Source organism: Marcopretia estuarina LEGE 06307 (assembly GCF_056633115.1).
Genome location: NZ_JBSJOY010000003.1, coordinates 260,542 through 274,094, shown reverse-complemented (window position 1 = coordinate 274,094; position 13,553 = coordinate 260,542). Strand labels below are relative to the sequence as shown.

Sequence of the window (13,553 nt, the reverse complement as noted above, 5' to 3'; positions counted from 1 at the left end):
TTCCGCTGGCGGCGGGGTGGGGCGTTCAGGTCTTTCCATGTCCCAGCTTAAGAACGTCTGCTCTCAGGGAAGCGGCGGGAATCCCTCTGTCAGCGCATCCAGCAGCACGGCGGCGAGCCGCTCCACCCACTCGCGCTGCCCGGCGTCGCTGGCCAGCAGGTCCTGGCGGATTTCCAGTTCCACATGCGGAATCCGGCGCTGCTCGCCATGCACGACCACTGTGTAATCGCTGGCGTCGCAGACCGCGTAGGGCTCGTTGTTGCCCACGCACAGCCCCTGCTCCCGCTCCAGCCGCTCGCGCACCCGTCCGGCCAGGCGGCCATCGCGGCCGTGCAGCACGCCCACATGCCAGGGACGCACGTCGCCGGCATGCACTGGCGTGAAGCTGTGCAGCGCCACCAGCACGCTGGGCCGGGCCCGTTGCTGGCGGGCCTCCAGCTCGGCGCCGATGCGCCGGTGGTAGGGCTGGAAGAGCTCCTCCAGCCGCTGCTGCCGCTCGTCTGCGGAGAGGTCGGCGTTGGCGGGGATGGGGGTGTGCTCGCTGAGGCACACGATCGAATCGGGCGCCTCCGGAGGGCGGTTGGCGTCGATCACCAGCCGTGAGTAGTTGTGCAGGATCAGAAAGGCGTCGAGCCGCGCCGACAGCCCCAGCCCCAGCTGGGCCACCCCCAGATCCCAGGCAACGTGCGTGTCAAGCACCGTGTCGCTGAGGTTGAGGCGGTTCAGGCGACGCGGAATGGCACGGCCGGCGTGGTCGGCCGTGAGCAGCACCGCCGAGCGGCCGGTGGGGCGCACGACGCGGAACACCGGCGGATCCGCCGCCTCGAGCAGCGGGTTCAGTGGCAAGGTCTGGCCGTCAATGGGGTGCCCCAGACGGGCCTGTCCGCCCCGTGGCCGCCGCCTGGGAATAGATCAGCACGCTGTAGGGCGCCAGTGCCACGGCGGCTGACCAGGGAAGCCCGTCTCTGCTCTGCGCCACTGCTTCAACGTCACCGCAGAGGTGATCATCGAACAGATCGCTGTAGCCCTGCCAGTTGCTGTTGAAGCGCAGCTCCCAGGTGCCTGCTCCAGGGAAGCCCACGGTGTAGTTGTCCTGGAAGCCGTTGAGGAGGTTGGCGATCACCACCACATCATCTCCCGCACCACCTTGATCCCAGCGGTGAAACGCGATCACGTTGCGCTCCTCATTCAGGTGAAACACCTGGGTGAACTGCCCACACAGCCCACGTGACACACCCTCACGGTTGAGACGAAGGCGGATCAGATCCCGGTACATCCGCACAATCCCCCGGAACTCATCCCGTTGGTCCCAGTCGATGGGCACCGAATCACGAAACCAGCCCCCCTCCAGAAACTCCTGCCCCTGAAAGAGCATGGGAATGCCCGGCGAGGTCAGCACCAGGGCTGCTGCCATGGTGGAGCGCTTCTGGGCAAACCAACCCGTGGGATCGTCGGGGTTGACATCCTGCGGTACACGTGACTGCCCGTTGGCCACATCATCGTGGGATTCGCTGTAGATCACGCGCTCAAAGGCGTCGTCGTTGTAGCGGTAAAGGATGGCCTCTCGAATGCTGTGCAAGGAACGGCTTTCATCCTGCGTTGTGATCATCGCCTGGCGAATCGCTCGCACGAAATGCGGATCCCACTGCGAACCGAAGCCAGCGCCTCCAGCGCCTACATCCTTGGTGATCCAGGCGTTGCTTTCCAGATCTTCGCCGATGGTCAGGAAGCCGGGTTGAAGCTGAGCGGTGGTTTCATTGATGGCCTGCAACAGGCTCCAACCGTCCGGAAGATCTTCGGTGCCCGCATCATCGATGCTTCGGATGAACAGCGTGCTGTCGAGGCGCAGGCCATCGAGGTGGTACTCCGTGATCCACATGCGCACGTTGTCGAGGATGTATTGACGCACTTCCCCGCGGCCGTAATCGGGACGGGTTGCCCCCCAGGGCGTGAGCGCGCGGTGGTCGTTGTAGAAGTAGATGCCTCCTTGATCGTTTTCGCACCAGCCATCAAATCGCCAGAGATCCAGGTCGCTGGGGCCGAAATGGTTGTAAACAACATCAAGGATCACTGCGATGCCAGCCGCATGGGATTCCTTGATGAACTGCTTGAAGCCCAGGGATCCGCCGTAATCCGAATCCACTGCAAAGATGTTGGATGGGTTGTAGCCCCAGGAGCGCATCCCTGCGAACTGGCTCACTGGCATGATCTGAATGGCATTGATGCCAAGTCGCTTCAGGTGCTCCAGCCGAGCTGTGATCGACATGAATTTGCCTGGGCCGCTCGATTCGTCATTGAAGGTGCCAACATGCAGCTCGTAGATGACGAGCTCGTTCCAGCCGCGCATGGAGAAGCTGTCTTCTCCCCAGTGGAAGCTGGGATCATGAATCACCCCATTCCCTGCGGAGTTGGTCACCTCATGGGCATAGGGATCGATGCGGGAAACTGTGTCTTTGCCGGTATCAATGGCGTATTTGTATTGATCAGCAATCCCTGCATTCGCCACCTTGGCGTACCAATAGCCTCCCTCCTCCGCTTGCATTGGAGTCACGCGGCTGTCCCAATCGTTGAAGGTGCCGATCACGGCCACCCCCCTGGCATTGGGCGCCCATACGCGGAACGCCACGCCATCCGCGCAAAGAATGGTTCCCATGCCTGTGACGGCTTGCTGCTGCCCCATGACTGGCTCCCGATGTTTCCACTCTTTCACAAGGAAGAGGCTTCAGATCGCTTGCTTGAGCGTTCGAATTGGAACGACAGAATGACTGGTAAGTGAGCGTTTCAGGCGCTGCAATCACGTGTAGTCCGATGCGATATGCAGCGGATTTACCTCGCTTCAACACGTGGAAAGTGGCATGGCTCTGTCAGCAGCAGTCAGCACAAGGAAGGATCAGGAGCAACCATCCGCGGGTCTCACCCTGATCCTGCATCGGCAGGAAATCCAGAGCAAGCCTCCGCAGGGAGCACGGAGCAAGGATCAGCAGACATCGTCCGTAGCAGGACCCGTCAGCATCATCCGCAAAAAGATTCACCGGCATCATTGCCTTCACGCATCAGAAGCCGGATCCCTGTACGCCTCTGAGTATTCACACCGGGAAAGGCTCTGCAGAACCCCATCAGATGACCCCTTCAGCAAGCCCATGCCCGTGATGGGCTCCTGAGCGCCGTTTAGCTTTCCTACGACCGCAGGGGCCACCGGTGAACGCGAATCGTTCCTCACCCTCCGGCGCTCCGAGCGACCACGACCGCCACCCCAACCCCAACCAATCTCACGGCCGTTCCCACGGCCACCAGCACGGCGGCAGCCCTGCCGGCGCCTTCAAGTGGAGCGTGCTGCTCAACACCGTGCTGACCAGCCTGCAATTGGTGATCGGCCTGAGCTTCGGCTCCCTGGCCCTGGTCGGTGACGCCCTGCACAACCTCGGAGATGTGGTGGGTCTGGCGCTCGGCTGGGGGGCGGAGCGGCTGAGCCAGCGGCCGGCGAGCGGACGCTTCACCTTCGGCTATGGCCGCACCACCCATATGGCCTCGCTGGCGAACGGGCTGTTGATCCTGGTGGCCGGTGGCGTGGTGGTGGTGGAAGCCATCGAGCGGCTGTCTACGCCCGTGGCGCTGCATCCTGCGCCAGTGGCCTGGGCGGCGGCGGCCGGTGTGGTCATCAACCTGCTCTCGGCGCGCCTGTTCGGCCAGCACCATCACCACGACCTCAACCAGCGCGCAGCTGTGCTGCATCTGCTCACCGATGCGGCCGTGTCCGTTGCCGTGCTGGTCAGCACCCTGCTGGTCGGTCTCACCCAGTGGGCCTGGCTGGATCCCCTGACCGCCATCGGGGTCGGCATCGTGGTGATGATCAGCGCCCTTTCTCTGTTGCGTGAGGCGATTGCCGTGAGCCTCGATGCCGCGCCGCGTGGCACCGACCTGGCGGCGATCCGCGCGGCGCTGCTGGAGTTGCCGGATGTGGTCGACGTACGCGATCTGCACGTCTGGGGGGTCAGCACCTCCCGGCTGGCACTCACAGCCCATCTGGTGCGCCACGACCATGCATCCACCGATGATGGCCGCGCTCTGTTGACAGAAGCCCGCCAGCGGTTACTGGCGTTGGGAATCCGGCAGAGCACGCTGCAGCTGGAAGTCAGCCACGACGACTGCGCCGCTTCCCCTTGAGCGCCGTTCGTGCAGCCGGTGCTGGCTTGACGACGTCGGACTGTTGCGCGGCCACTTGCCGCCACCGCTGCTTGCGGCAACGCTGAAGCAAATGCAGCGGGCGCCATGAGCTGGAGCGAACTGGAGCGATTGGTGGCCGAAGCGGAGCAGGATCCGGCGCTGCGATCACCGCTGCGTCACTGCCGCTCCCTGAAGGAATTCCTGCTGGTGGCCCGCAAGCTTGGCTACGCCGTCACCCGCCACGATCTGCGCCTTGCCCGCGAGGAACATCGCCGGCAGCCTGCCGGCCCGGCAGCCCTCAAGGCCTGAGTAGTTCCAGTCCAGTCCAGAACAGTTCCAGCCCAGAACAGACCCACCGGCCTCGGCGTTGAGCGCGGTTTTGGCGGCGGATTCGCTCCCTCAGCGCGTGGGCACCCATGAGAACGTCCGGCAGGATCAAGCGTGGTGGGGAGAAGCCGCATGGAACGCATCCCGGCAGCAGCGCCCGAGCGGCTGCTGTTTCTCCCCGGAGCCTCCGGCAACATCTGCTTCTGGCATCCCGTCGCTGAACGGTTGAGCGCGGCTGGCCTGCCGCACCGCCACCTGGGCTGGCCAGGCTTCGGTGGCACGCCCCGCGACCCCGCCATCAACGGCTGGTGGGATCTGCTGCAACAGGTGCTGGCCCAGCTGGATGGTCCCTGCGCGCTGATCGCCCAATCCATGGGCGGGGTGCTGGCGGTTCAGGCCGCCTTGCAGCGGCCTCGCCAAGTGACCCATCTGGTGCTCGCTGCCACCTCCGGCGGCCTGCCGATGGCCTGCCATGGCGCACTCGATTGGCGTCCGGGCTTCCGCGCCAGCCACCCCGACCTGCCAGCCTGGTTCAGCGAGGCTGCGGTTGACCTCACTGGCCAGCTGTCCCAGCTGCGCCTGCCCGTGCTGCTGCTCTGGGGCGATGCCGATCCGATCAGTCCCGTGGGTGTGGGCGAGGCGCTGGCGCAGGCGATCCCCCGCAGCCGCTTGCACGTGATCCCCGGGGGAGATCACGATCTGGCGATGACCCACGCCGCCGTGGTGGCTCCGTTGATCACCGCCCATCTGCAGCTCCAGCCATGAGCAAATCCACCATCACCTACTGGAATCCCTTGTTGCCGGCGGAGCAGCACCGCTGGCGCTGGATCGAAGGACTGGAAGGCCAGGTGCAGGAGCTGATCCTCAGCCACGACCCCAGCAGCGGCGAGATCACCCGCCTCACCCGCTTTCTGCCGGGAGCCGACACCACCCCCTTCGGCGCCAAGGCCCACACGTTTCCCGAGGAGATCTTCATCGTGAGTGGCCGCCTTCACGACGCCGCCTTCGGGATCTGGCTGGAGGCGGGCCATTACGCCAGCCGTCCTCCGGGGGAACTGCACGGCCCCTTCCGCAGTGACGAGGGGTGCGTGGTGCTGGATGTGTCCTTTCCGCAGCGCAACGAGGAAGCGCACCATCTTCCTTGTTCAGGGTCTGTGGATTCGCCGCGTCCATCGGCTTCGGGCCGGAACCTTCCCACAGCCGCACCGTGATCCATTCGATCGGATGCTGGTGGCCCAGGCAGAGACTGAGCGGCTGATGCTGCTCATGGCCAATCCCGCCCCTGGCGGACGTTCCCTACCCATCCCGACCTGACGGCCTTCCCTTCCCTCCGGCGACGCCGCGCCGCAGGATCACCCCCTTACACATCTGCGCTACGAGCACTCCTTCGCGGCTGCCGAGACTTATCCCCTCGTCTCTGACACGAACACTCTGGCGTTCGCGACGCGACACCAACGACTGAACGTCAAGAACAAAGCCAAAAGCCAGAGCCAATGGAGGTGGGGAAGCCCGATTGATCGACGCCGCCGAACGTCATCCTGCCAATCATGGTGACACCAATCCTGGCGGCGGAAATCGTGATCCTGACTGATCGTCCCACTGGCGCCCTGGATGACGCCCATCGTCACCCTGACTGATCGTCACACTGACGAATTGCTGCTCAGATCAATGGTGAGCCTGAACATTCGTCAGAGATAAAGAGGTGCCGCCAAAATTGCGGCGAGTTGAATGATCAAGAGAAAGCCGGTGATCGGACTTGAACCGACGACCTACTGATTACGAATCAGTTGCTCTACCACTGAGCTACACCGGCAGTCCATGGAAACTAGCATCGAGCCCTACCCCAGCGCCTGCCGATGCCACCCACCCCGCCCAGGCCGCTCGATCCCGAACTGCGGGCCCGGTTGCTGGAGGAAGCACGCACGCCCTGGCGCGGGCTGCGCCGAGGCCTGTGGTTTGCCTTCAGCGCATCTGCGGCGATCGGCCTGGCCACCATGGCGATGCGGGTCTCGGCGGGGGGAGAGCTGGCCTCAGGAGACCTGATCATCCAGAGCGGAGCCCTGCTCCTCTTCGGCGTTCTGCTCTGGCGCGATCGCTGAGTCCACCTCGCTGGCCGTGATGGAAGTGGTGGTGGGTGAGGAGCTGGAGCTGGTGGCTGGAGCAGGAATCGCGAGGGGCTGGGCGGGCAGCAGCTCGGCCAGCAGCAGTGGCTCGGGCAGCAGCAGCGGCAGACCCAGGCAGAGGCGCTCCCTGGCGGTGGCCTCCAGGCTGAGGCCACCTGGCGCCGCGCCTGCAACCACCGCTTCTGGCCGGCTCAGCAGCCAGGCGGATTGACACAGCTGCTGCCACTGCCACAGGCAGACGGCCAGCAGGGGGATCGTGAGTAGCAGCGTCACCAGCCTGGAGCTGCCCGCCAGTGGTGACACGGCCATGGCCAGCCCGGCACGATCGTCCATCAGCCAGACCAGTGCCAGCAGCAACGCCGTGCCGGCCGCCCCCACCACCTTCACCGCCAGGGGTGCCTGCAAGGCACTCAGGCGCCGCTGCAACTCCCGTCGCCCCTGCAAGGGGATCTGCACCAAGAGCAGCGACCACACATCGGGTGGCTGGCGCCAGAACAGCACCGCCGGCAGCAACGCTCCCAGCGACCAGCACAGCACCCGCTCCAGGCCGGGCAGCGGGCCTGGGTCAGCCCCGGCCAACAACAGGAAGGCCAGCAGCAATTCGGCGGGAAGTGCTGCCAGGCCGAGCAGTTGAATCCACAGCAGAGGCTCGCTGCGGGGAATCATGGTCAGTTGGTGCTGAGGGTGCGGCGCTGGGTGACGAGCTTGTAAGCCTCCACCCGGTCGCCGTCCTGCCAGTTGGCGAATCGATCACACCCGATGCCGCACTCGAAGCCGGTGGCCACGTCCTTGACGTCGTCCTTGTTGCGACGCAGGGAGTCGAGGTCGCCCTCGAACACGATCTGCTTGCCGCGGTGGACGCGCACCTTGCAGTTGCGTTGCAGCTTGCCGTTGGTGACATAGCAACCCGCAACGGCGCTCTTGCCGATGCTGAACACCGCGCGCACTTCCGCTTCGCCGAGCGTTTCCTCCACCATCTCCGGCTCCAGCAGGCCTTCCATGGCCAGCTGGATGTCCTCGAGCAGCTTGTAGATCACGTCGTAGTCGCGCACATCGACGCCGGTGGCATCGGCGGCGCGCTTGGCGCCTGGTGCCATCGAGGTGTTGAAGCCCACGATCACCGCACCGGAGGCGGCAGCGAGGTCCACGTCGGTTTCGGTGATCTCGCCCGGTGCCGAGAGCAGCACCCGCACCTGTACCTCGCCCTGGGGCAGCTGTTCGAGCGATCCGAGAATCGCCTCCACACTGCCCTGGACATCGGCCTTGAGGATCAAGTTGAGCTCCTTGAGGTCGCCCTCGCTCGCCTGACCCGACATGGAGGCCAGCGACACCCGCCGTGAGGCCATCTGCTGGGCCAGGCGGGTGGCTCGGGCTTCGGTGGCCCGTTCCCCCACCACCGAGCGGGCTGTCTTCTCATCGGGGTAGACCTCGAACTCGTCACCGGCGGTGGGCACTTCGCTGAAGCCGAGGGCTTCAACGGCCGAGGACGGACCCGCCGTCTTCACCCGCTTGCCGGTGTCGTCGACCATGGCGCGCACCTTGCCGAGCACAGGGCCGGCGGCCACCACGTCGCCGGCGCGGAGGGTGCCGTTCTGGATCAGCAGGGTGGCCACCGGGCCCTTGGCCTTGTCGAGGTGGGCTTCGATCACGGTGCCCTTGGCCATCCGGTCAGGGTTGGCCTGGAGGTCTTCCACCTCCGACACCAGCAGGATCATCTCCAGCAGCTTGTCGATGTTCTCCCGCTTGATGGCGCTCACCGGCACCATCACCGTGTCGCCGCCCCAGTCTTCGGCCACCAGTTGCTGGGCGGAGAGCTCCTGCTTGACGCGGTCGGGCTGGGCGCCTTCCTTGTCGATCTTGTTGATCGCCACCACGATCGGCACTTCGGCGGCACGGGCGTGGCTGATCGCCTCGAGGGTCTGGGGGCGCACGCCGTCATCGGCAGCCACCACCAGCACGGCCACGTCGGTGACCTTGGTGCCGCGGGCACGCATGGCGGTGAACGCCTCGTGGCCCGGGGTATCGAGGAAGGTGATGCGGCGCTCTTCGCCGGCGTGGGGAATCGTGACCTGATAGGCCCCGATGTGCTGGGTGATCCCGCCGGCTTCGCCGGCGGCCACGCGGGTCTTGCGGATGGCGTCGAGCAGGCTGGTTTTGCCGTGGTCGACGTGGCCCATCACGGTGACCACGGGCGGACGGCGGATCAGGTGCTGGAGATCGCTCTCCTCGATCATGTCCACCGTCTTCTTGGCGGCTTCCTGGACGTCGTCTTCGAGCACGGGAACGCCGAACTCCTCAGACACGGTTTCGATCGTGGAGAGATCGAGGGTCTGGGTGACCGTGGCAATGATGCCCTTGAAGAAGAGCGACTTGATGATCTCGGAGCTCTCCACGCCCAGGCGATCGGCGAGCTCCTGCACCGTGAGGTTGCCCTCCGGCACGATCAGCATTTCCGGCCGGGTGGCCTTGGCCTCGCGGGCGGCGCGCAGTTCCATGGCCCGGCGCCGCTGGCGCTGGCGGGTGGTTTCCTTCTTGCGCTTGCGCATCGCCACCACCGGCTTGGCCGCCGGGGCGCTCTGGCGCGTGCGTGGTTTGGCAGGGCGGGCCAGGCTGGCCTGAAGCACCTGGGCCTCATGCTCGCCGGCGAAACCGCCGGTTTCCGCCGTGAGCGCATCATCGTTTTCGCCGATGATGTGCACCTTCTGGCGCAGCTTCTGCGGCGATTTGCTGCGCAGTGCTTCGAGCTTGGCGCTGTCGTCCCATTCCGGGCGACGGGCCTTCCCGGCCGGCTGGGGTGTGCGGAAGCCAGGGCGCCGTGGCGCGGCCGGTGGGGTGGCCGTGGGCCGTGGGCCGGCATCGGCAGGGCTGGCGATCTCGCCGCGTTCAGGCCGGCGCGGGGGCGGGGCAGTGGGGCGGGTGCCGGGTTTCTGCAGCTGCATGAGCTCGCCGGGCGCCACCGGCTTGCGCATGCCCTGAGGCATGCCGCCGGCCCGGATCGGCGGGCCCGGCTTGCCGGGAGCACCAGGACCAGCGGCGTCGCGGCGGATTGGCTTGCCCACCAGCTCCAGGGGGCTGCGGGCCTGCACCGGCCGGGGGCTCGGCGCTGGTGTGCGCTGCGGGGCGCCAGCCGGGCGCTGGCTGAGGGCTGGCCGCCCCGAAGGCGGAGCCGGCCGGTTGCTCGTGCCGGCGGAGGGGCTGGGTGCGGCCGGGCGTGGTTGGGGCTGACCGGGTGCCACCCGACCGATCACCTGGGGCTTGCCGCCACCGTCGGCGCGGGTCGGCGCGCTGGGGCGCTGCGGCGGCGCCGGACGGCTCGACGGGGCATTGCCGCGGGGCACGGGCCGGGGGCTGGTGCTGGGCCGGGGGCTGGTGGCGGGTGCGGCGACCGGACGTGGGCTGGTGGGCGTGCTGGCCGCAGGCGCTTCGGGTTTGCGTGCCGGCATGGCCGGGGCCTTGCTCACCGGGGTGGCAGGGCGCGCGGGAGGGGCCACCGGCCGTGAGGGTGCCGGCTTGGCGGCAGCCGAAGGGGCGGCAGCTGAAGGGGGCGCGGCAGGGGGCCGGGAGGGAGGCGCTGAGCCGGCGGCCGGCGCACGTGTGGGCAGCGGCGCCGTGGGCCTGGCTGGCGGCGGAGTGGTGGAGGGGGGCTTCTGAGCCGCAGGTTGCGCGGCAGATTGCACCAGAACAGGTTTCACCGGCGCTGGCGGGGAAACCGCAGGGCGGGCCGGCTGGGCAACGATGACCGGAGGAGCTGGCGGCCGGGCCGGGGGGGGTTCAGGTGCGGCAACGGATGAGGCGGCCGCGGTGGCCGGCGGCGTTATAGGAGCCGCTTTCTTCACGGCCAGGATCGCTTTGCCAGGCTCCGCCAGCGGCGGTGTCGCGGGCTTCGGGGCGGTCATGGAGGGCGGCGTGGGTCGGGAGATGCCGCTGCCGTTGGGGCGGATCAGCTTCCGGATGCGGGCAGCTTCGTCATCGCTGATCGAGCTGCTGTGGCTGCGGGCGGCAATGGACAGCTTTTCGGCAGCGTCGAGCACGTCCTTGTTGTCCAGGCCCAGGTCCTTGGACAACTCATAGATTCTCACTTTGCCGCTGCTGGTCATTCAGGTCTCCGATCGGTCGGGGCCGCAGGTGCCGCCGGGCCCCACACGCGGTGCAGCCATCAATCATCTTGCCTCAGAGGCTGCTGCCGGAGAGCGGTTCAGCCGCTGTTCAAGCGCGGCATAGGTGGATTCCGCCACCGCGCAGCGCAGGGCGCGTTGCACCCGCTTTCGCCGCTTCGCCTCGTCAAAGCAGGCCCGGGTGGGGCACAGATAGGCCGAGCGGCCCATGCCCTGATCCAGGGCGATGCCGCCACCCGCCAGGCGGATGACCCGCAGGAACTGGTCCCGGTCGGCCAGCAGGCGGCAGCTCACACAACGCCGCAGGGTGGGGGATGTCGCCATCGGGTGACCCTCAGCCGTTGAGCGGCTCAGCTTCCGCATCGGGTTCGCCTTCGGGCTCCAGGTCAGCTGCCGCTTCCGCGTCGGCCTCAGTTTCAGCGTCTTCCCCAGGCTCGGCTTCGCCTTCATAGACAGGCTCTTCGTCTTCTTCCTGGAGGTCGAGCTCGTCTTCGGGCAGGGGATAGAGCTCCCGCAGGCGCGCATCCTCCTCCGCGCGGTTGGCCTGCTCCACCGCCAGGCGGGCTTCCGCCTCGGCCTGCTGGCGCTCGTCTTCCTCGCGCAGGGCGATCAGCTCGGCGGCGCGGGCGTCCTCGCTCACCTGGTCGTATTCGGCCGCGTTCTTGATGTCGATCTTCCAGCCGGTGAGGCGTGCGGCGAGGCGCACGTTCTGGCCTTCCCGGCCGATCGCCAGGCTGAGCATGTCCTGCGGCACAAGGACGTGGGCGTGATGCCCTTCCGGATCCACCAGGCGCACCATCTCCACCCGTGCCGGGCTGAGCGAATTGGCGATGTACTGGGCCGGATCGGGAGACCAGCGGATCACGTCGATTTTCTCGCCCCGCAGCTCGTTCACCACCTGCTGAATGCGGGAGCCGCGGGCACCGATGCAGGCCCCCACGGGGTCCACTTCGCGCTCCACGCTGTCCACTGCCACCTTGGTGCGTGGCCCCACGGCCCGTGACGGGGGGTTGGCTTCCCGCGCCACCGCCACGATGCGCACGGAACCTTCCTGGATTTCCGGTACTTCGTTTTCGAAGAGGTACACCACAAGGCCGGCGTTCGCCCGGGAGACGAACAGCTGCGGCCCGCGGCGCGCCACCTCGCTCACCTCCTTGAGGAACACCTTGAAGGTGGCATTGGCGCGGTAGTTGTCGTTGGGAAGCTGGTCGCGACGAGGCAGCTCCGCCTCCACCTCCGGCCGGCCAAGCCCGGAGCTCACCGCCATGATCACCGACTGGCGCTCGAAGCGGATCACCCGGGCGGTGAGCACGGGATCCTCCAGATCGGCGAACTCCTCCTGGATCATGCGGCGCTGCTGGTCGCGCAGTTTCTGGGCCAGCACCTGCTTGGTGGTGGAGGCGGCCATGCGGCCGAAATCGTCCTTCTCGGGGGTGACATCGAGCACCACGGTGTCGCCGATCTGGGCGTCTTCCGCCACCTGCTGCACCTCGGCGAGGGCGATCTGGTGGTCTTCACTCTCCACCTCCTCGACGATGATCTTGCTGGCGAGCACGCGGTAGCCCTCCTCATCAAGATCGAGGGCCACATCAAAATTGCTGAAGTAGTCCTCCTCGAACGGGTCCTCGCTGATGCCGAGATAGAGGGTGCGGCGGTAACGCTCGTAGCCCTTCAGCAGCGCCTCGCGCAGGGCCGCTTCCACCACCTGGGTGGGCAGCTTCTTCTCATCGCTGATGTCCTCGATCAGGTTCTGCAGACCGGGGAGAAGAACGAGCGCCATGGGATGGGAAGAGGGGTTGGAACAACAATCGGGTTGGGAAGCGGCGCGCCGCTCAGGCTGAGGGCGGAGTCACTCGCTCGGCCGGGTGAGGCTGACGGTCAGCACGTCTTGGCGGGGAATCCGCTGGCGGCGGCCACGGACGTTGAGGTGCAGGAAGGCGTCGTCGCGCTCCAGCAACAGCCCGGCACGGGTGCATTCAGCTCCGCTGGAATCCCGGAACCGCACCTCGATCGGGAAACCCCGAAAGCTGTGGAAGTCACGGTCTTCAACCAGCGTGTCGCTGAGACCAGGACTGCTGATTTCGAGAACATAGGCCTCGCTCAGCAGCTCTTCGGCCTCCATCGCCTCAGCCAGGGCACCACTGAAGGCGGCGCAATCGTCGAGGGTCACATCGCCGCCATCACCAGTGCGGATCTGCACCAGAACGATGCAGGGATGGCGATGGGTCTGGATCTGCGCCTCCACCACGCGAAATCCGGTTGTGTCAGCCACCCGGCGCGCGAGGGATTCCAGTGCGGGAAGAAGGGGGTGGGGCACCGGGGCGGGTCAGGAGCAGTGGAGCGAGCCCGACCGGCTCCTGCAGAGAACTGCCCCGGACGCTGGAGCAAGCTCGTGCGCCTGGGTATGCCCGCCGGGCACTTCGTCATCCTAGAGGTCGGTGCTCCAGCACCGCCCAGCGGCCAGGCGACGCCTCACTCCGTGGTGCCCAGGCTGGTGCTCGGAGCGCCGCCGAACAGGCCGAGGCTGGGGGCCTCCCCGTAAAAGTCGTCCACCCCCGCTTCACCGCGCAGGGCCGCGTCCTGGTTGATGCAGCGCTGCGGCTCCTTCACGTATTGACAGACCCTCGCCCAGAGCTTGGCGCGGGTGCCGGGAGCGCCCTGGCTGAAGAGCACCTGGTCATTGCCACCGACCATCCCCTGGATCTCCACCTGACAAAGTGCGCAGCGCACGCGGGTGCCGGGGGGGATCGAAGCCATGGCATGGCGGCGGTTGGAGGCAACTTAGGCTGCTATCTGCGGGCCCGGGCCCCACTGTTGCGACGTC

Annotated in this window: 13 protein-coding genes and 1 tRNA gene; 5 read left to right on the top strand and 9 right to left on the bottom strand. The window is 66.8% G+C overall.

From position 1 onward, the window contains the following. Positions 1–63: 63 nt before the first annotated feature. Both ACWJI3_RS08940 and ACWJI3_RS08935 read right to left on the bottom strand, forming a co-directional pair. Complete coding sequence (locus tag ACWJI3_RS08940; protein ID WP_198948190.1) at positions 64–846, bottom strand: N-formylglutamate amidohydrolase; 783 nt, start codon at positions 844–846, stop codon at positions 64–66. A gap of 10 nt (positions 847–856) precedes the next feature. Further along, a complete protein-coding gene (locus ACWJI3_RS08935; protein ID WP_480203483.1) occupies positions 857–2,653 on the bottom strand; it encodes an alpha-amylase family glycosyl hydrolase in 1,797 nt (598 codons plus the stop codon). 545 nt (positions 2,654–3,198) lie between these two features. Here ACWJI3_RS08935 and ACWJI3_RS08930 point away from each other — a divergent pair. The 4 genes from ACWJI3_RS08930 to ACWJI3_RS08915 all read left to right on the top strand — a co-directional run bounded on the left by ACWJI3_RS08930 (position 3,199) and on the right by ACWJI3_RS08915 (position 5,702). Continuing rightward, the gene (locus ACWJI3_RS08930) at positions 3,199–4,164 is read left to right on the top strand and encodes a cation diffusion facilitator family transporter (protein ID WP_480203482.1); all 966 of its coding nucleotides are present in this window, start codon (positions 3,199–3,201) and stop codon (positions 4,162–4,164) included. A gap of 105 nt (positions 4,165–4,269) precedes the next feature. After that, a complete protein-coding gene (locus tag ACWJI3_RS08925; protein ID WP_094510199.1) occupies positions 4,270–4,473 on the top strand; it encodes a Nif11-like leader peptide family natural product precursor in 204 nt (67 codons plus the stop codon). A 150-nt stretch (positions 4,474–4,623) separates the two neighbouring features. Then, positions 4,624–5,256 (top strand): alpha/beta fold hydrolase, encoded by a 633-nt coding sequence (locus ACWJI3_RS08920; protein ID WP_480203481.1) that lies wholly within the window; start codon positions 4,624–4,626, stop codon positions 5,254–5,256. Continuing rightward, entirely contained in the window at positions 5,253–5,702 is a 450-nt protein-coding gene (locus tag ACWJI3_RS08915) for a cupin domain-containing protein (protein ID WP_480203480.1), read from the top strand. Before ACWJI3_RS08920 ends, ACWJI3_RS08915 begins: the two co-directional genes overlap by 4 nt. Before the next feature lie 530 nt (positions 5,703–6,232). Here ACWJI3_RS08915 and ACWJI3_RS08910 read toward each other — a convergent pair. Next, positions 6,233–6,304 (bottom strand) — tRNA-Thr (locus ACWJI3_RS08910). 43 nt (positions 6,305–6,347) lie between these two features. Here ACWJI3_RS08910 and ACWJI3_RS08905 point away from each other — a divergent pair. Next, entirely contained in the window at positions 6,348–6,590 is a 243-nt protein-coding gene (locus tag ACWJI3_RS08905; RefSeq protein WP_094510203.1) for a DUF3493 domain-containing protein, read from the top strand. On the opposite strand, the gene ACWJI3_RS08900 is transcribed toward ACWJI3_RS08905, so the two are convergent. The 6 genes from ACWJI3_RS08900 to nblD form a co-directional block, all read right to left on the bottom strand. Beyond that, on the bottom strand, positions 6,522–7,280 hold the full coding sequence (locus tag ACWJI3_RS08900) for a low-complexity tail membrane protein (protein WP_480203479.1): 759 nt from the start codon (positions 7,278–7,280) through the stop codon (positions 6,522–6,524). The two genes, ACWJI3_RS08905 and ACWJI3_RS08900, sit on opposite strands and share 69 nt — an antisense overlap. A 2-nt stretch (positions 7,281–7,282) precedes the next feature. Further along, positions 7,283–10,711, bottom strand: coding sequence for a translation initiation factor IF-2 (infB, locus tag ACWJI3_RS08895; RefSeq protein WP_480203478.1), 3,429 nt, complete (start codon positions 10,709–10,711; stop codon positions 7,283–7,285). A gap of 63 nt (positions 10,712–10,774) precedes the next feature. Beyond that, entirely contained in the window at positions 10,775–11,053 is a 279-nt protein-coding gene (locus ACWJI3_RS08890; protein ID WP_480203477.1) for a YlxR family protein, read from the bottom strand. Between the two features lie 10 nt (positions 11,054–11,063). Next, positions 11,064–12,509: a transcription termination factor NusA gene (gene nusA, locus ACWJI3_RS08885; protein ID WP_255099869.1), complete on the bottom strand. Its 1,446-nt coding sequence runs from the start codon at positions 12,507–12,509 to the stop codon at positions 11,064–11,066. Between the two features lie 69 nt (positions 12,510–12,578). Beyond that, positions 12,579–13,046, bottom strand: coding sequence for a ribosome maturation factor RimP (rimP, locus tag ACWJI3_RS08880; RefSeq protein ID WP_255099868.1), 468 nt, complete (start codon positions 13,044–13,046; stop codon positions 12,579–12,581). 155 nt (positions 13,047–13,201) lie between these two features. After that, positions 13,202–13,486, bottom strand: a complete 285-nt coding sequence (gene nblD, locus ACWJI3_RS08875) for an NblD family protein (RefSeq protein WP_094510209.1) — start codon at positions 13,484–13,486, stop codon at positions 13,202–13,204. Positions 13,487–13,553: the final 67 nt, after the last annotated feature.